The sequence below is a fragment of the Pseudoalteromonas sp. SG43-5 genome (assembly GCF_014164345.1).
Taxonomy (GTDB): Bacteria; Pseudomonadota; Gammaproteobacteria; order Enterobacterales; family Alteromonadaceae; genus Pseudoalteromonas; species Pseudoalteromonas distincta.
The window spans coordinates 97,273-115,175 of record NZ_JACJFA010000008.1 but is presented as its reverse complement, the minus strand read 5'-3'; the positions used below and the strand labels follow the sequence as shown (position 1 = coordinate 115,175).

Below are 17,903 nucleotides of genomic sequence, written 5' to 3'. Positions count from 1 at the left end.
CAGTTTTTGCGGTAAACTTCTCGTAAATTATAGGCATAAATTGTTAAAGGTTTAAATGAAGCGTTTTACTCCCCCCGAGCAGTGGCAAATCAGTAGTTTAGAAACAGGTGCATTTGCGCATTTACGTGAGCTATTTAAAGTTAACGAACTAACAGATTGGCCGGCGCCGCAGTGGTTTTCTCCATTTTTAACTGCTATTAATGAGAATAATATTCCTATTACTTTTGAAGATGATGCAAAGGTAGACTTTGGCGAGCGGTATTACGAGCAAGTAATTTTTGAAACGGGTGTTGTACCTACACGAAGTGAAAATTGGCATGACTTATTTGGTGGGTTTATATGGTGTTTATTTCCAAAAACCAAAGCGTTAATAAACCATAGACATGTGCAAGATATAGCTGAGCATGGACTGCAACAGCGTACTAAGCATCGTAATGCACTAACGCTTTTTGATGAGTGTGGTGTTGTATTAGCTATAAGTGAGAGTAAATGGCAGCAGTGGCTTTGCGATCACCAATGGAAAACTGCATTCGTTGAACACAAACATGAGTGGGGTAAAACAATAAAACCTTTTATGTTTGGTCATGCTAATTATGAAATGCTAACAAAGCCTTATATAGGTTTAACGGGTAAAGCGTTATTTGTTTGTGTACCGAATGAAATATTTTGTAAAGATTTAGTAACTCAATACCAGTACCTTGACCAAGCCCTTTATGAGATGATTAATACAGATAACTGCTTAGCCGATAACAAAAAGCTTTCACCGCTGCCTTTATTAGGTGTGCCAGGCTGGCATGACGAAAACAAAGATGACTCTTTTTACAACAATACAGATTATTTTAGAGCGAAACGAAGGATGCGAACATGATAGAAGTTGCTGGGCTTAAAAAGAAATTTAAGCTAACTAAAGATCACAAAAAAAATAAAATAGACGACATCGATCCTCGTGAAGATAAAGACTACTTTCACTCAGTACGAGACGTTAGTTTTAGTTGCGCTAAAGGTGAGGTACTTGGATTGCTCGGCCCAAATGGTGCGGGTAAAACGACGACACTGAGAATGATTTCAACCGCGTTAAAGCCCGATGAAGGCTCAATAACGATTGCCGGAAACGATATTGTAAAAAAACCCCTACTAGGGCGTAAGTCTATTGGATTTTTATCAGGCTCTACGGGTTTGTATGGCCGCTTAACTGTAAAAGAAAACATAGAGTATTTTGCAAAGCTTCATGGCATGAACAAAAGCGATATTGCATCGCGTTGTGATGAGCTATTTACATTGCTAGACATGCACAAATTTGTAGATAAACGGGCAGAAAACCTTTCAACAGGTATGAAGCAAAAAGCAAATATAGCGCGTGCAGTTGTTCATCGCCCAGCAGTTGTGGTACTTGATGAGCCAACAACGGGTCTTGATATAATGACAACACAAACCGTTATTAAATTTATCAAAGGTTTAAAGGCGCAAGGGACGCCTGTTATTTTCTCAACCCATCATCTAGATGAAGTAGCTCTTTTATGTGACCGTGTCGCTGTAATTAACGAAGGTATTAGCTGTTTTGACGGGACAGTAGAAGAGTTTAAACAAGCAGGTAATAGTGATGAGCTTAATCAAGCGTTTATGAATATATTAACGGAGAAACATGATGTTTGAGGTATTTAAAAAGGAATTAAGAGAGTTATTACGCGATAAAAAAACGCTATTATTTGTAGTCGCGCTCCCTGTTGCTATATTTCCGTTATTGTTTGCCGTAATGGCATTTATAAGCTCGCAAGCTGCAATGGACGCTGAGCAAAAAGTAAACACTTACGCGATAATCAACGGTGACTACGCACAAGAGTTTACAGATAAAGTGTTTTATCACAAAAGTTTTGAGCTTTATAAAGGGGATAAAACCTTTAACAATATAGATGAGCTTAAAGCAGGTGTAATCGCTGGCGATATTGATATGGGTATTTATTTACCAAGTCATGCTGTGCAAACATTGGACGATGGAAAACAAAGCCAGTGGCAGGTTGTTTTTAACGATTCAAAATCTATCAACTTTTTATTCGAACGCGTTAAAGAGCTCGCAAAAGAATACAGTGACGTGCTGCAAACTCAAAAGCTAATCAGTTTTGGTATTGAAGAGTCTGTTCAAAAATCTATTCTTAATCCAATTGAAGTCATAAAAGTAGATACCGCCGATAAACGTGAAAACCTTGGCGAAAAAATTGGCGGTTTTTTACCTTACCTACTTATTCCATTAGTATTGATGGGGGCAACTTATCCCGCTATTGATTTAGGCGCTGGCGAAAAAGAACGCGGCACACTAGAAACACTCCTACTTACACCTATTACGCGTACAGAGCTGGTGCTTGGTAAATTTATAACCTTGTTAACTACATCCATTGCCTCCACAACCATAACCGTCTTAAGTATGGGCTGTTGGATAGCATTGGCGCTCGCATTTGCCGATCTTGATTTTATTAAAGCCGCGTTTAGTACATTAGCAGTTACCGATTTACTAATGATATTTGTACTATTATTACCTGTTGCAGCTATATTTTCGGCCTTAGCTCTGGCTATATCTATCTATGCTCGCACGTTTAAAGAAGCGCAGAATTATATGGCACCACTTAGTATGGGCGTATTTTTCCCGATTATTATTTCAATAATGCCAAATATGGAACTAACTGCTAAAACAGCATTCATTCCTGTTACAAACGTAGCATTAGCAATTAAAGAAATAGTAAAAGGGACTGTTGATTACACATTTGTAGGCTTAATATTTTTAGCCACTGCAATCATTGCTGCTGGACTATTGGCATTTTGTGTTAAGTGGTTTAACCGAGAAGATGTGCTATTTAGATAATGTACATAAAGGGTTTTAAGAATATATAAAAGGTAGCAATTGCTACCTTTTATACTTTGAAGCGATTAATAGTTAAAATAGCTCATTTATTAATTTTGTAAGCCAATATTTTTTAACCCATTCATTTAAAATTCACATAAGGGTTGTGCTCTAAATAAAACTAATGATTTAGTCTTTTTATTATAAAAATTATAACGATAACTGATTAGTTAGAGGGTCCAATTCTCTCTTTAATACTCTATACTAATAACAATAAAAACTTATGGTGAAGGTAAATGTTAAAAAAGAATATTTTTTTGAACGTGACAAAAAATAATAAATTAATGCTTGTTGCAACAATAATATTTGTTCTTATAGCTTTACCATCTCTGTATTTGTTCGATCAAAAAGTAAGAAGTGATGTTTATAATTCAGCTCAAATAGAATTAAAGCGTGAACTTGAAACAAAGAGCTATTCATTAAAAAAACATCTTAAAGACAGTGTTACCGCCATTCGTTTTTTAGATGCTACACCACCAATACAAGGCATTACCCGCGCTAAAGAAAATAAACTAATTGATCCTGTTCTTGGTACGCCAATAGATGTTTGGCAAGAGCGCTTAGCAAGTATTTTTACTGGTTTTATGCAGACCGATGACAGTATTTTGCAAGCTCGCTATATTATGCTCGAAGATGGTGGGCAAGAGATTGTTAGAGTTGACCGAAATCAACTTGGAGAGATTAATCGACTGCAAGGTCTGCAATTACAAAAAAAAGGTCAACGCGATTACATAATCAAAGCAAGCATGCTTGATAAGAAAAGTGTCTATATTTCTCCAATTAACTACAACCGTGAAAATGGACAGATACAAGAACCTTATATAAGCACTTTTCGTGTTGCTAAGCCTGTTTTTGATGAAAATAATAAAATATTTGCAATATTAGTTACTAATTACTTTGCGGATAAATTACTTGAAGATTTAACAGTTGAATCTCCACAAGGGACGCAGATTTACCTTATGAATAATGAAGGTGAATTTTTATATCATCCAAACCCTCAACTTCGATTCCGTTTTGAATTTAATAAAACTAAAACATGGTCTGAAGAATTCTCTACTGCAACCACCATGACAGAGCAAGGCACTTTACCAATAAGTAATTATCCAGTGGCTTACACTTTAAAAAAACGAATTTCGATTGAGGGTGATATAGCCATGCTACCTTTAGAGCTTGGTGTAAGTGTTGATACAAAAACATTGTTTGCAAAGGTGAATGAGAGACGTCAAAACTTTATTGCAATGTTAGTGGTATTTTTTAGCATATTTTTAGTTATTGCTTTTTTATACCAACGCTTTATAAACCGTAAGCTGTTAATTAATTCTCTAAAAGAGCAAAACAATAAAGTAATAGAAAATTCTTTGGATGCTATTTTTACAATTGAGCAAAACGGCGAAATTGTTCACTTTAATAATACCGCTAAAGAGGTTTTTGGTAGTTCAATATCAGGCACTAATCCTGATTTTGTCTCGCTGTTTAATTTAAACGACGCAGACACTAATTGTATACAAGAGACTATTACAAACGGTTCAAAAATGCCGTTTGAAGCTATCTACACAGATGGTTATGGCAACAAACAATACTTTTCAATTACGCTTAGCAGTATTTTTGATGTATATAATAACCGTTATCAGGTAGCGGCTATTTTAAGAAATATTAGCTCATTAAAAAATACGCAATCAGAGCTCGAAGCGTTAAACAGTACTCTGGAGCTAAAGGTTTCACAAAGGACCATTGAACTAGAACGTGCAATTGACCAAGCATTAGCAGCAAGCCAAGCAAAAAGTGACTTTGTAGCAAATATCTCTCACGAAATACGCACACCAATGAATGGCGTACTAGGGATGCTTGAAATGCTCAAAGAAGATGGCTTAACCGATCAACAATACCATTATTTAAAACTAGCAAATAGCAGTGCTAATTCATTGATGAATCTGATTAACGATATTCTTGATTTTTCTAAAATTGAAGCAGGTAAGCTTGATATTGATAACCATACATTTGATGTTGTGACAGTATGTAGCGATATGATTAGCTCTTTAGCTTTACAGGGCCAACGCAAAGGTCTTGAAGTATTTTTAGATACTAAAGATGTAGTAGACAGAATGGTTATTGGCGACAGCCATCGACTTAAACAAATTTTAATTAACTTAGTTAATAATGCATTTAAATTTACCCACCGAGGTGAAGTAAGTTTAACTGTCGGTTCTAAGTACATAACTGACTCAAAATTATTAATGAGCTTTACAATAAAAGATACCGGAATTGGTATAGCGCCTGAAAACATAGACAAACTATTTGAAGTATTTACACAAGAAGATTCAAGTACAACCCGTCATTTTGGTGGTACAGGCTTAGGCTTATCTATATGTAAAAAACTTGCTCAGTTAATGGGTGGTAATATTACGGTTATAAGTAAAAAGGGCGTGGGTAGTACCTTTACCGCAACGGTTGAGCTACACGTTGCACAAGAGAAAAAATTAAACACAGGTATAGAGCTTGCTACAAGTATCAACGTAGCTGCATTAATAGCGCGCGATAACGTTTATAAAAACGTATGCGACTTATTGTTATTAACCTGCAAAGTAAAAGCAGAAAACATTGTACGACTTGACTACTTTAGTGAGCACAAAGAGTTTGAAGCTGACTTATTATTGATTGACGATGAGCATCCTCAAATTGATGCGTTAATTGATTACTGTAAACAGTTTAATAAAAAGTATGTTTTAATTTTACGAGATATGGTGACAGATAAGCCAATCAAAACGGTATTACCTGAAGGCAGCCATATTTTAAATAAACCACTCACTCAAGATCAATTCAGCTATAAGTTAGCCAGCTTATTTGGTGCCAGTAATGATTGCATTATAGCGCCACCAAAAGGCTTGGAAGAGGAACAAGTAGAGCCTGACCTATCTGCGTATCATGTATTATTAGTTGACGATAATATGATAAACATTGAAGTAGCTAAGGCAATATTAAAACGTACTAAAGTAAAAATCACTTGTGCGTCAGACGGTATTGAAGCCTTAGAAGCACTGAGAGAAAACGAAGAGCAAGCTTTTGATGTTATTTTAATGGATTGCCAAATGCCTAATTTAAATGGCTATGATACAACAAGTGAAATCAGAAATAGTAAGGCCGGGGTAGATTATACTCACATACCGATTATCGCTATGACAGCGAGTGCGATGGAAGGTGATAGAGAGCGTTGTTTAGCTGCTGGAATGAACGACTACATTACTAAACCAATTAAACCACAAACTTTAAAAGACAAGCTAATTACTTGGTTAAGTTAATCGTTTTGAAAATCAGCTGCTAAGCAGCTGATTTTTTTGGTTTGGTATTTGTTGACGTATTTAAAGGCGTGTTAAGAATAGCTATGTCTGCGCTATCGAGTATAAATTGTGTATCTGACCAATGTAGTAATTCTATCTTTCCATCTTGCTGCTCTACAAGCGCAGTACAGCTCTCAATCCAATCACCATCGTTACAGTACATAATACCGTCATCCACTTTAATTTTGGGATGGTGAATGTGTCCACAAATAATACCGTCTACGTTTTGTTTTTTAGCTTCATGAACTGCGGCATCTTCAAAGGCACTAATCGCTTCTCGAGCTTTGTGTACCCGAGCTTTTATCCACGATGCAAGCGAGTAGTAGTTACCACCAAATATTTTACGTATACGATTGGTCCAGCGATTTAAAAATAATAAAAAGTCGTATCCTGCATCCCCCGCAATACTAACAAGTTTGTTATAACGAGTCGCTGAATCAAAGTCGTCGCCGTGTATAAGTAAAAACCGTTTATTAGCTTTAGTGGTGTGAATAAACTGCTGGTGGATTTCAACACCAAATAATGTTTGATTTATATAGTTTCTAAACGCTTCATCATGATTACCGGGAATATAAATGACACGTGTACCGCTAGCTGCTTTTGTTTGTATGCAGTTTAATACTTCATAATGAGAAGGGTGCCAATAAAACTGTCGCTTCATTGACCATAAGTCAATAATATCACCCACTAAATAAAGTGTGTCAGATTCTACCGAGTTTAAAAAATCAAGTAAGTAATCAGCTTTACAATCTTTGTAACCTAAATGAACATCAGATATCCAAATGGCTGGATAATGTTGTTTTTTACGCAGTTGATTGTTTGTCATGCCCGTCATCCATAGTGTAATAATTAAACACTGTAGATAAATCTAATGACACTTATGAGACACTTTAGCGAAGCCTCCATGACAATTTATACCAAGGCCGTAATTAAATGATTTCTACAAAGCTAGGAAAGGTGAGTCATTGAGCAGCTATTATTACGCATAAAAAAGGCCGCATTTTTTATGCGGCCTTTTAGTCTATTTTGAGCGTGCGTGTTATTAACCTTTAACAGCCGCTTTAATTGCATCAATTGCTGTATCAATATCAATCATTAGCTTTTCACCGGTGCGGCGGTTTTTAAGCTCAACTTTATTCTCGTCAAGGTTACGCTCACCAATTACAAGCGTGTAAGGTACACCAATTAGCTCCATGTCATTAAACATAACACCAGGGCGTTCTTTACGGTCATCAAATAACACATCAAGACCTGCATCTTTTAAACCCTGGTAAAGGTTATTTGCAATATCAGGAATACGATGTGATTTGTGCATGTTCATTGGAACAATCGCTAAATCGAATGGCGCGATTGATTGTGGCCAAATGATCCCGTATTGATCGTTGTTTTGCTCAATAGCAGCAGCAACAATACGTGAAACACCAATACCGTAACAACCCATGGTCATGGTTTGGTTTTTACCGCCTTCGTTTAATACTCCCGCTTTCATTGCTTCTGAGTATTTAGTGCCAAGTTGGAATATATGACCTACTTCAATACCGCGTTTTATTTGTAAAACGCCTTGGCCACATGGACTCATATCGCCTTCAACAATATTACGAATATCAGCAACTTCGTAATCAGTTACGTCACGATCCCAGTTAATACCGCTGTAATGCTCGTCGTCTTTATTAGCACCGGCAACAAAATCAGCAAGGATATTAGCGGCTCTATCAACAATAATAGGCATAGATAAGCCCACAGGGCCTAATGAGCCAGGTTTTGCACCAATAGCAGCAACAATATCTGCCTCTGTTGCCATTTCAAGCGGAGAGTCTACTAATGGGTGCTTTTCAGCTTTTAATTCATTTAAATCATGATCGCCACGAAGTACAAGCGCCACTAAACCACGTACATCGTTTTCATCAGGTGCACCGTAAACAATTAAGGTTTTAACACCGCGATGAGGTTTTACACCGTAGTGCTTTTTAAGCTCATTAATTGTTTTAGCGTCAGGAGTAGGGAATGCTTTTAACTCTTTACTTGCTTCTGGGCGTGGATCGTTTGGCGCTAGTGCTTCTGCTTTTTCAATATTAGCTGCGTAATCACTGCCATCACTAAATGCAATGGCATCTTCGCCCGACTCAGCAAGTACATGAAACTCGTGCGATAGGCTACCACCAATAGACCCAGTATCAGCAAGTACAGGGCGGTAATCAAGGCCTAAACGCTCAAAAATGTTACAGTATGCTTTATGCATCGCTTGATAAGTCGCATCTAAACACTCTTCACTTAAGTGAAAAGAGTAGGCATCTTTCATTGTAAATTCACGAGCTCGCATCACACCAAAGCGAGGGCGGCGTTCGTCGCGTACTTTAGTTTGTACTTGATATAAAGTAACTGGTAACTGCTTGTAGCTGCTTATTTCTTTACGTACGAAATCAGTTATTACTTCTTCGTGTGTTGGACCAAGTGCAAACGTACGGTTATGACGGTCTGTGAAGCGCATAAGCTCAGGACCAAACTCATTCCAACGGCCAGACTCTTCCCACAAATCAGCGGGTTGAATTACAGGCATTAGCATTTCAATAGCACCTGCTTTATCCATCTCTTCACGTACAATGTTTTCTACTTTACGTAGCACACGTAAACCAGAGGGTAACCAAGTGTATAAACCCGAAGCGACGCGACGGATCATACCGGCTCTAAGCATTAACTGATGCGATACGATTTCAGCATCTGATGGCGTTTCTTTAAGTGTTGCGAGTATATATTGGCTTGTACGCATGTTTTTTCCGAAATAGAGTAATTATATTCTTTTAATAGAGCTTAAGTTTACCAGCGGATGCTTTTACACTAAAGCGCTAAGTGAGTTATTTAGTTTTTTTCTATGTTTGTTACTACGTTATGCTCGCCATTGACTTGCCAGCGAATATTATAATTGTACAAAGTCATACCATAGCTTTGCTCGCCGTCTTTTTGTTTTTTATAGGCAGGGCGGGGATCTTGTTTTAAAACATTAGCTATAAAATCATGTAAATCTGGGTATTGTGTTTGCGCATTAACAAACTCAATTGCCTGAGGGCTAAATTCAACCGTCATTTGTGTTTCTGGGCGTGTATCTGCAAAGCCAGCACTGGCGTCAAGCATTGCATCTGAATAGGGTAAGTACGGTTTAATATCGATAATGGGGGTGCCATCAAGTAAATCAATGCCAGCGAGTAATAAACTAAGTTGTCCGTTTTTATATTCAATACCTTCAAGTTTTACTGCGCTCATACCAATCGCGTTTGGTCTAAATGTAGCGCGGGTAGCAAATACACCTTTTCGCTCATTTCCACCTAAACGAGGTGGGCGCACCATAGCAGAATAACCTTTATCGGCCGTTTCATGAAAACGAAATAACAACCAAATATGAGTAAATTCATCCAAACCACGTACAAACTCTTCGCGATTAAAATCAGGTGCAAAAATAAGTTTTGCCTTGGCTTGTGGCACTAAACGAGGCTGCCTAGGTATAGCAAACTTTTGTTTATAAGGAGATTCAATGTGGCCAATAGCCGAAATGGTATAATCGCTCATAGTACTCGGGTACAAATAAAATAGAGCGCTATTCTACCTGCATTTAGTATTTATGGCATTAGTGTAAGTAAGTTTATTGCTTATAGACCAAGCGGTTCAAAATCATTTATTAGACTGAGTGGTTTATATTTTGTATTAATATATTTAAAAAGGACCTAAAACAAAAAAGGGCAAGCTAATAAGCTTACCCTTTTCAAACATGTTAAAGATTAATTAAAACATGTATTGAACTGATACAGATGCTACATCCATGTCTGGATCAATATCGTCATCAAGTTTGTAGCGTTCGTACTCTAAACGAAACTGTACATTTGTTGTAAGTGCGTATTCAATACCCGCACCGTAAAATGCATCACCACCATCTGTAGAAGCTGTTACACCACCTACTGGTAGATCTTGTGTGTAATCTGCATCCCACTCAAGCCAACCGCCTTTTGCATATACAGAAAAGCTCTCTGTTATTGGGTAGCCCAAACGTGCGGCAAGCGATACGCCATCAATTTCAGCTTTGCTGTCTATATCACTTACTTCATCAAAGTTTTGATAAGCAAGTTCTAAGCTTAGGTATTCGTTAAACTGAGTACCAATATAGCCTTTAAGCATTTGTGCATCGTCGTCAAAGTCAGTGTCGTTGTCACTGTCTTCAAATTCAAAAGAATATTGACCGTAACCGATACCAGTATAAATACGTGGAGAATCGAAATCAGAAATGTCAGCGTGTGCTGCAGAGTTAAAACCCAGTGTTGCTAGTGCAATAGCTGAAAGAGAAAGTGTTTTAATCATTGAATAGCTCCTTTACAAAAAATAATCAAATGCTTGATTTCATTAATCAAACTTCAATTATCTACTTGCAGCGAGCGTGCCAATATTAAAATGGATTAAAAACACGCCATAATTGGTTCTTTTGTATTGGTTTTTACATTGTTTAGCGTGTTTTATAATCAAAGTGAACTTTTGCGTAATCGTGTACTCTAAAATAGGTTGTATGTTTTACAAAGTATAATGAGTTTTTTACATAGCCTTACTCTATTTAAATTACTAATTAGACTTCATGAAGCAAGTTTTCTGTTTCAATTGCTATTTCTTTCATTTTTATAGCGTAATTTTCTAACTTAATGTCTTCATCGGTCACTGCTTTAAACGAAGGCACTTCAATTGGGTAGCCCGTTTCATCCATTGCAATAAAGCTGATAACACAATGGTTTGTTTCAACCATATTTTGCGTTTTTGGATCGCCACACCTAACTTGAATAAATATTTGCATGCTACTTCTACCCGTATGGGCAATTTTAGCTTCTACTTCGACTATTTGACCCACTAAAATAGGGCGTCTAAATTTAACACCCGCAACCGAAACCGTTACGCAGTAATGACCACTCCAACCTGCAGCGCACGCATAACCTGCTTGGTCAATCCACTTCATGACGGCCCCACCATGAACTTTACCACCAAAATTAACATCAGTAGGCTCTGCTAAAAAACGAAAAATAACTTTTGACGACGGCATAAATAACACTCTTATAATTAAAACTACTATTAGCATAACGTAAAAAAGGGGCCGAAGCCCCTGCAATTTAGGATATGTTTATAATTTATATGTAAAAAACGTAGTTATATTGCTATACAGCGCATAATTTAGTTACATATTAGGATAATTTGGCCCACCTGCACCTTCAGGTGTTACCCATGTAATGTTTTGGCTTGGGTCTTTAATATCGCAGGTTTTACAGTGCACACAGTTTTGGGCATTAATAACAAACTCTTTATTGCTTGCAATTTCTTGTACTTCGTAAACGCCTGCAGGGCAATAACGTTGTGCGGGTTCATCAAATTTAACTAAATTTACGTTAATAGGAATTGACGCATCTTTAAGCTTTAAATGACACGGCTGTGATTCTTCGTGGTTAGTATTTGATAAAAACACACTTGAGAGTTTATCAAAGCTAAGGTGTCCATCTGGTTTTGGGTATGCAATTTTGTCAGCGGCGTTAGCATCAACAAGGGTAGAGTGATCGGGTGTATTATCTTTAAACGTAAAGGGTAAACCGCCATTAAAAATGTTTTGATCAAGCGTATTGTACGCACCACCTAAAAATTTACCGAGCTTGTGCATAGCAGGGCCAAAGTTACGAGATTGATATAGCTCTTTATATGCCCACGATTGCTCAAACGCAGTTTGATAATGAGTTAAATCGGTATTTGCTAACTCATTTTGCAATGCTTCAAAAATAACCTCAGCGGCAATCATTCCCGATTTCATTGCAGTGTGATTACCTTTAATTTTTGCAAAATTAAGAGTGCCTGCATCACACCCTACAAGTAAACCACCAGCAAAATGCATTTTTGGTAATGAATGCAAGCCACCTTTAGCAATAGCACGCGCACCGTAAGCAATACGTTCAGCGCCTTCAAGTACGTTTTTAAATACTGGATGGTGCTTCATTCGCTGAAACTCATCAAACGGGCTCAAATGTGGGTTTGAGTAATTTAAATCAACAATTAAACCAACAACAACTTGATTTTTTTCACTGTGATACATAAATGCACCACCATTAGTATCGTCGCTAAGTGGCCAACCTGTACCATGAACTACCTTGCCAAGCTCATGTTTACTTTCATCTATTTGCCAGATTTCTTTAAAGCCTAAACCGTAATGCTGCGGCGATGAATCTGCATCAAGTGCAAACTCATTGATTAGTTGTTTACCTAAATGACCTCGGCAACCTTCGGCAAAAATAGTGTATTTTGCTCTAAGTTCCATGCCTGGCATGTAACCGTCTTTTTCATTACCATCTTTGTCTACACCCATATCGCCAGTAATAATGCCTTTTACTGCTTCATCTTCAATTATTAAAGAGTGTGCGCTAAATCCTGGAAATATCTCTACGCCTAAGCTTTCAGCTTGCTCTGCAAGCCATCGACATACATTGCCCATAGATACAATGAAGTTACCATCATTATGAAATGTTTTTGGTGTAGCAAAGTGGGGGATTGATGTCGCTTTTTGCTCGTTATTAAACCAATAAATTTCATCATTAGTTACTTTGGTTGTAACCGGTGCGCCAAGCTCTTGCCAATTAGGTAGTAGTTCATCCAAAGCTCTGGTTTCAAAAACAGCACCAGAGAGTACATGTGCACCTACTTCAGAACCTTTTTCGACTACGCAAATCATGCACTCTTGTTGTTTTTCTTGTGCTAATTGCGCGAGTTTAATTGCACTTGAAAGCCCAGCAGGGCCTGCACCAACAATTACTACATCAAATTCCATGGTTTCACGTTCTACCATAATAACCTCTTTATCTATGACGGACTTATTTAAATGTTTACTACGCATTTAAATAAGGTGTACAGCCTATTTATAACCTTGCAAATTAAACGTTACAGACTGTGAATAGTTAAAGGTTATTTTAGGTTGACGTTTACGTCAACAGGAAGTAGTCTAATTTCATAAAATAAATAGGTTGACGTGCACGTTACCTTGTAGGTTTAAATAATTATGGAGTTCCTATGAAAGTTCTCGTACCAATAAAAAGAGTGATTGATTACAACGTAAAAGCACGCGTTAAAAGTGATAACAGCGACGTTGATTTAAACAACGTTAAAATGGCAATGAACCCGTTTTGTGAGATTGCTATAGAAGAAGCAATTCGCCTTAAAGAAGCCGGTACCGCCACTGAAGTGGTTGCTGTAACTATTGGTGCAAAAGCATCACAAGAACAATTACGAACAGCATTAGCATTGGGTGCTGACAAAGCCATTCACATCGAAACCGATGAAAAGCTCGAGTCACTTCATATTGCAAAACTACTCGCTAAAATTGTAGAGCAAGAAACGCCTGAACTTGTCATTTTAGGTAAGCAGTCAATTGACTCAGATAATAATCAAACAGGTCAAATGCTTGCTGCATTAACTAATCGCGGGCAGGGTACATTTGCATCAAAAGTAGTTATTGAAAATGGCAAAGTAAACGTAACACGCGAAGTTGATGGCGGGCTGCAAACGGTAGCACTTAATTTACCGGCAGTTGTTACAACTGATTTACGCTTAAATGAGCCTCGCTATGCATCACTGCCAAATATTATGAAAGCCAAACGTAAGCCGCTTGAAGTAATAACAGCAGATTCGCTTGGTGTTGATTTAACACCGCGTATGCAATTAATAAGTGTAGAAGAGCCAGCTAAACGCACCGCAGGAATTATTGTAGAAGACGTAGCGCAGCTTGTAGAAAAATTAAAAACAGAGGCAAAGGTGATTTAAATGAAAACACTCGTAATTGCAGAGCACGACAACGGTGCCTTAAAACCAGAAACCTCAAAAACTATTAACGCCGCAGTAAAAATGGGTTTTCCTATTGATGTACTAATTGCAGGTAACAACTTAAGCGCAATGAGCTCACAAGTGGCCAGCATTGATGGCGTAGCTAATGTTTTAGTTGCTGATAATAGCGTTTATGAACATCAGTTAGCTGAGAGCATGAGCGATTTAGTTTTATCAATTAGCGACAACTACAGCCACATTGTTGCAAGTGCTACTACAACGGGCAAAAACTTTATGCCACGTGTTGCTGCGCTATTAGATGTTGCGCAAATTTCTGAAATTATCGCAGTAGTGGACGCCGATACATTTAAACGTCCAATTTATGCAGGTAATGCAATCGCCACGGTTAAATCACTCGACAGTAAAAAAGTAATTACCGTACGTGCCAGTAGCTTTGATTTACAAGGTGAGCAATCAGCTGTTGCTATAACAAGCATTGATACAGTATCAGATTCACAATTAAGCAGCTTTTTAAGTGTTGAGCAAACCGAATCAGAACGCCCTGAGCTTACAGCAGCTAGTGTGGTCATATCGGGTGGTCGCGGTATGCAAAACGGCGAAAACTTTGCATTACTTAATGGTATTGCCGATAAACTAGGTGCAGCTATTGGTGCATCGCGTGCAGCAGTTGATGCAGGCTTTGTACCTAACGACATGCAAGTAGGGCAAACAGGTAAAATTGTAGCACCTAACTTATATATTGCTGTAGGTATCAGCGGTGCTATTCAGCATTTAGCCGGTATGAAAGACTCAAAAGTAATCGTCGCGATAAATAAAGACCCAGACGCACCTATTTTTCAGGTAGCTGACTACGGTTTAGTGGCTGATTTGTTTGAAGTACTGCCACAGTTAGAGAGTGCTTTATAGCCTTTAAATAAACAAACTTATTCTGGTTGAAAGCCGTGGTGCTCTTTGAGTGCTGCGGCTTTTTTATTCGGTAGATTAAAGACACAAAAAAACCAGCCAATTGGCTGGTTTTTAGTATTTATAAACATCTTACTAAATATTAGTAAGTTGCGCTGCCTTTAGTACGAGGGAAGGCAATAACGTCACGTACGTTGCCCATACCTGTTACATAAGCAACTAAGCGTTCAAAGCCTAAACCAAAGCCTGAGTGCGGCACGCTACCGTATTTACGTAAATCGCGGTACCAGCTGTAATCTTCTTTGTTTAAGCCCATTTCTTCTAAGCGTGCATCAAGTACATCAAGGCGTTCCTCACGTTGTGAACCGCCAATGATCTCACCAATACCAGGTGCTACAACGTCCATTGCGGCAACGGTTTTACCGTCTTCGTTTTGGCGCATGTAAAATGCTTTAATGTCACGAGGGTAGTTTTTAATAACTACCGGTGCTTTAAAGTGCTCTTCAGCTAAGTAACGCTCGTGCTCAGATTGTAAATCTACACCCCATTCAACAGCGTACTCAAACTTTTTGCCACAGTTTTTAAGGATTTCTACAGCGTCTGTGTAGTCAACTTGTGCAAAGTCTTTATCTACAAATTCTTCTAAACGCGTAATTGCGGTTTTTTCTACACGTTGTGCAAAAAATTCCATGTCATCACGGCGCTCTTCAAGTACGGCTTTAAACACATACTTAAGCATGTTTTCAGCAAGTTTTGCTATATCTTCTAAATCAGCAAACGCTACTTCAGGTTCTACCATCCAAAATTCTGCAAGGTGTCGAGATGTATTTGAATTCTCTGCGCGGAATGTAGGGCCAAATGTATAAATTTTTGACATTGCAGACGCGTAAGTTTCGCCATTTAACTGACCAGATACAGTAAGGAATGCTTCTTTACCGAAGAAATCTTCGCTGTAATCAACTTCGCCTTTGTCTGTAAGTGGTAAGTTTTGCATATCAAGCGTTGATACACGGAACATTTCGCCAGCACCTTCACAGTCACTTGCCGTAATGATTGGCGTGCTGATCCAGTAAAAGCCTTGCTCGTGGTAAAAACGGTGAATAGCTTGTGCTAAACAGTTGCGTACACGAGTTACCGCGCCAATCATATTTGTACGAGGGCGAAGGTGAGCGTGCTCACGTAAGTACTCAATGCTGTGGCGCTTTGCCGACATTGGGTATGAATCTGGGTTTTCTACCCAACCTAACACAGTCACTGAGTTAGCTTGAATTTCGTAAGATTGACCTTGGCCAGCAGATTGAACTAAAACACCAGTAACCGACACAGAACAACCGGCTGTTAAGCTAGTAACTTCATCATAATTATTCAGTGAATTAGGAACTACCGCTTGAATAGGATCAAAACACGAACCGTCATGAACGGCTAAAAATGAAATTCCTGCTTTTGAATCGCGGCGAGTACGGATCCAGCCCTTAATTGTTACTTGGCTGTCTACCGCAACATTGCCTTTTAATAGCTCTGAAATCGCTAAATGGCTCATCTTCACTCCAATGATATAAGTTGCCTAACTATTTTATTTTAACTGTGCGCAACACTCGGGCATAAATTGCACATAAACGGTGCTGCACTTGAACGCTGTATCTTACCTAGTAAAGTTAAATAAAAAAACTATTGTGGGCAACTCTTTAAAAGTTTTTATGCATGCGGTTTATTTTTAAACAGTTTTTAGAGTTTAATTGCCACTATTATGATTTGTTGCTCTGAAATTTAATGATTTTGTGGCATTATTAACATCCAAACTAAATTAATATTTATTTACCCTTAAAAAATCGATGCTATGAAACAAGTTTTTATTTTACGAGGACTACCAGGAAGTGGTAAGTCTTACTACGCGCAAAGCCTTGCTGACGAATTAGGTGGAGCCGACGAAAGTCAGTATCTAATTTGCTCAACTGATGATTACTTTAATAATGAGCAGGGCGAATATCATTTTGATAAATTTAAGTTACCACAATTTCATAATTTAAATTTGGCGCGCTTTATAAATGCACTTGCTCAAGGCATTCCATTGGTGATTGTAGATAACACCAATATTAAAAAGTGGGAATTTATAGCTTACTCTCAAGCTGCCGTTGCTTTAGGTTATCAAGTAAAAGAAGTGATAGTGGGTGAAGTAAAAGACAAAGCTATGCAGCACCTATACGCTAAACGAAACTCACATAATGTGCCGCTAAAAACTATAAGTAAAATGGCCTACATGTTTGAGTGGTAATCACTTAGAGATTAGATAAGGCTTTTATATCGCATTGTGTAATGGCATCTAAATGAGCAGTGATTTTTTCATTGCTCCAATCCCACCAAGCTATATCTAGCAGCGTATTAATTGTTTTATCGTCAAATCTGGTTTTTATCACTTTAGCGGGATTTCCACCTACAACGCTATAAGCAGGTACATCGCAGGTAACAACTGATTTACTGGCAATAATAGCGCCGCTGCCAATTTTTACCCCGGGCATAATTGTAGCGTTATAACCAATCCAAACATCATGACCAATTTCTGTATTGCCTTTAAAGGGTAAATCATTTGATTTTGGTACAAATTTTTCCCAGCCATTACCAAATATAAAAAATGGATAAGTAGAAAATCCAGAAGTTTGATGGTTAGCGCCATTCATTATAAAAGTAACGTCTTTAGCTATCGCACAAAACTTACCTATGATCAGACGATCCCCAATAAAATCGAAATGGTAAAGCACATTTTTTTCAAAATTCTCAGGGCCATCAGGATCGTCATAATATGTATAATCGCCTACTTCAATATTGATAGAAGTAATATAGTTTTTTAAAAAACCTACTTGAGGAAAACCTTCCATTGGTGAAGGATTATTGGGGTTTGGTCCGTTCATGGGGTTTCCTCTTAACTTTGAGTTAGG

At 37.9% G+C, this 17,903-nt stretch carries 15 protein-coding genes; 7 read left to right on the top strand and 8 right to left on the bottom strand.

Annotated features, from left to right (window positions below; all coding sequences use genetic code 11):
- Positions 1 to 55: 55 nt before the first annotated feature.
- The 4 genes from H5161_RS10730 (at position 56) to H5161_RS10715 (ending at position 6,189) form a co-directional block, all read left to right on the top strand.
- The gene (locus H5161_RS10730; protein WP_096793172.1) at positions 56 to 868 is read left to right on the top strand and encodes a DUF3025 domain-containing protein; all 813 of its coding nucleotides are present in this window, start codon (positions 56 to 58) and stop codon (positions 866 to 868) included.
- Positions 865 to 1,653 carry an ABC transporter ATP-binding protein gene (locus H5161_RS10725; RefSeq protein ID WP_024596859.1) on the top strand — a complete coding sequence of 263 codons (789 nt, stop codon included), beginning with the start codon at positions 865 to 867 and terminating at the stop codon, positions 1,651 to 1,653. The genes H5161_RS10730 and H5161_RS10725 overlap by 4 nt, the downstream gene beginning before the upstream one ends.
- Positions 1,646 to 2,854, top strand: coding sequence for an ABC transporter permease (locus tag H5161_RS10720; RefSeq protein WP_182681438.1), 1,209 nt, complete (start codon positions 1,646 to 1,648; stop codon positions 2,852 to 2,854). Before H5161_RS10725 ends, H5161_RS10720 begins: the two co-directional genes overlap by 8 nt.
- A gap of 323 nt (positions 2,855 to 3,177) precedes the next feature.
- Positions 3,178 to 6,189, top strand: a complete 3,012-nt coding sequence (locus H5161_RS10715) for an ATP-binding protein (protein ID WP_404936164.1) — start codon at positions 3,178 to 3,180, stop codon at positions 6,187 to 6,189.
- A 19-nt stretch (positions 6,190 to 6,208) separates the two neighbouring features.
- Here the strand turns inward: H5161_RS10715 and H5161_RS10710 are convergent, their stop codons facing one another.
- From H5161_RS10710 to H5161_RS10685, 6 genes are all read right to left on the bottom strand, one after another.
- Entirely contained in the window at positions 6,209 to 7,054 is an 846-nt protein-coding gene (locus H5161_RS10710) for a UDP-2,3-diacylglucosamine diphosphatase (RefSeq protein WP_024596856.1), read from the bottom strand.
- A 216-nt stretch (positions 7,055 to 7,270) separates the two neighbouring features.
- Positions 7,271 to 8,995 (bottom strand): proline--tRNA ligase, encoded by a 1,725-nt coding sequence (locus H5161_RS10705; protein WP_165723472.1) that lies wholly within the window; start codon positions 8,993 to 8,995, stop codon positions 7,271 to 7,273.
- Between the two features lie 89 nt (positions 8,996 to 9,084).
- The gene (tsaA, locus tag H5161_RS10700; RefSeq protein WP_002961223.1) at positions 9,085 to 9,789 is read right to left on the bottom strand and encodes a tRNA (N6-threonylcarbamoyladenosine(37)-N6)-methyltransferase TrmO; all 705 of its coding nucleotides are present in this window, start codon (positions 9,787 to 9,789) and stop codon (positions 9,085 to 9,087) included.
- A 213-nt stretch (positions 9,790 to 10,002) separates the two neighbouring features.
- Positions 10,003 to 10,572: an outer membrane beta-barrel protein gene (locus tag H5161_RS10695; protein ID WP_002961225.1), complete on the bottom strand. Its 570-nt coding sequence runs from the start codon at positions 10,570 to 10,572 to the stop codon at positions 10,003 to 10,005.
- Positions 10,573 to 10,831: 259 nt separating this feature from the next.
- Positions 10,832 to 11,296 carry an acyl-CoA thioesterase gene (locus H5161_RS10690; protein ID WP_002961226.1) on the bottom strand — a complete coding sequence of 155 codons (465 nt, stop codon included), beginning with the start codon at positions 11,294 to 11,296 and terminating at the stop codon, positions 10,832 to 10,834.
- Positions 11,297 to 11,428: 132 nt separating this feature from the next.
- The gene (locus H5161_RS10685) at positions 11,429 to 13,075 is read right to left on the bottom strand and encodes an electron transfer flavoprotein-ubiquinone oxidoreductase (RefSeq protein WP_182769255.1); all 1,647 of its coding nucleotides are present in this window, start codon (positions 13,073 to 13,075) and stop codon (positions 11,429 to 11,431) included.
- A gap of 221 nt (positions 13,076 to 13,296) precedes the next feature.
- On the opposite strand from H5161_RS10685, the gene H5161_RS10680 reads away from it, so the two are divergent.
- Entirely contained in the window at positions 13,297 to 14,046 is a 750-nt protein-coding gene (locus tag H5161_RS10680; protein ID WP_182695675.1) for an electron transfer flavoprotein subunit beta/FixA family protein, read from the top strand.
- Positions 14,047 to 14,973, top strand: a complete 927-nt coding sequence (locus H5161_RS10675; RefSeq protein WP_182769254.1) for an electron transfer flavoprotein subunit alpha/FixB family protein — start codon at positions 14,047 to 14,049, stop codon at positions 14,971 to 14,973.
- Positions 14,974 to 15,112: 139 nt separating this feature from the next.
- Here H5161_RS10675 and asnS read toward each other — a convergent pair whose 3' ends face one another.
- The gene (asnS, locus tag H5161_RS10670; protein WP_024596826.1) at positions 15,113 to 16,510 is read right to left on the bottom strand and encodes an asparagine--tRNA ligase; all 1,398 of its coding nucleotides are present in this window, start codon (positions 16,508 to 16,510) and stop codon (positions 15,113 to 15,115) included.
- A gap of 297 nt (positions 16,511 to 16,807) precedes the next feature.
- Between asnS and H5161_RS10665 the strand changes: the two genes are divergently transcribed.
- A complete protein-coding gene (locus H5161_RS10665; RefSeq protein WP_002961231.1) occupies positions 16,808 to 17,242 on the top strand; it encodes an ATP-binding protein in 435 nt (144 codons plus the stop codon).
- 4 nt (positions 17,243 to 17,246) lie between these two features.
- On the opposite strand, the gene H5161_RS10660 is transcribed toward H5161_RS10665, so the two are convergent.
- Positions 17,247 to 17,876, bottom strand: coding sequence for a Vat family streptogramin A O-acetyltransferase (locus H5161_RS10660; protein ID WP_024604311.1), 630 nt, complete (start codon positions 17,874 to 17,876; stop codon positions 17,247 to 17,249).
- Positions 17,877 to 17,903: the final 27 nt, after the last annotated feature.

Coding starts and splice junctions, on each gene's coding strand:
- H5161_RS10725 (WP_024596859.1), top strand. CDS start 865: ATGATAGAAGTTGCTGGGCTTAAAAAGAAATTTAAGCTAACTAAAGAT.
- asnS (WP_024596826.1), bottom strand. CDS start 16,510: ATGAGCCATTTAGCGATTTCAGAGCTATTAAAAGGCAATGTTGCGGTA.
- H5161_RS10675 (WP_182769254.1), top strand. CDS start 14,047: ATGAAAACACTCGTAATTGCAGAGCACGACAACGGTGCCTTAAAACCA.
- H5161_RS10715 (WP_404936164.1), top strand. CDS start 3,178: ATGCTTGTTGCAACAATAATATTTGTTCTTATAGCTTTACCATCTCTG.
- H5161_RS10680 (WP_182695675.1), top strand. CDS start 13,297: ATGAAAGTTCTCGTACCAATAAAAAGAGTGATTGATTACAACGTAAAA.
- H5161_RS10710 (WP_024596856.1), bottom strand. CDS start 7,054: ATGACAAACAATCAACTGCGTAAAAAACAACATTATCCAGCCATTTGG.
- H5161_RS10660 (WP_024604311.1), bottom strand. CDS start 17,876: ATGAACGGACCAAACCCCAATAATCCTTCACCAATGGAAGGTTTTCCT.
- H5161_RS10705 (WP_165723472.1), bottom strand. CDS start 8,995: ATGCGTACAAGCCAATATATACTCGCAACACTTAAAGAAACGCCATCA.
- tsaA (WP_002961223.1), bottom strand. CDS start 9,789: ATGAGCGATTATACCATTTCGGCTATTGGCCACATTGAATCTCCTTAT.
- H5161_RS10730 (WP_096793172.1), top strand. CDS start 56: ATGAAGCGTTTTACTCCCCCCGAGCAGTGGCAAATCAGTAGTTTAGAA.
- H5161_RS10685 (WP_182769255.1), bottom strand. CDS start 13,075: ATGGTAGAACGTGAAACCATGGAATTTGATGTAGTAATTGTTGGTGCA.
- H5161_RS10720 (WP_182681438.1), top strand. CDS start 1,646: ATGTTTGAGGTATTTAAAAAGGAATTAAGAGAGTTATTACGCGATAAA.
- H5161_RS10665 (WP_002961231.1), top strand. CDS start 16,808: ATGAAACAAGTTTTTATTTTACGAGGACTACCAGGAAGTGGTAAGTCT.
- H5161_RS10695 (WP_002961225.1), bottom strand. CDS start 10,572: ATGATTAAAACACTTTCTCTTTCAGCTATTGCACTAGCAACACTGGGT.
- H5161_RS10690 (WP_002961226.1), bottom strand. CDS start 11,296: ATGCCGTCGTCAAAAGTTATTTTTCGTTTTTTAGCAGAGCCTACTGAT.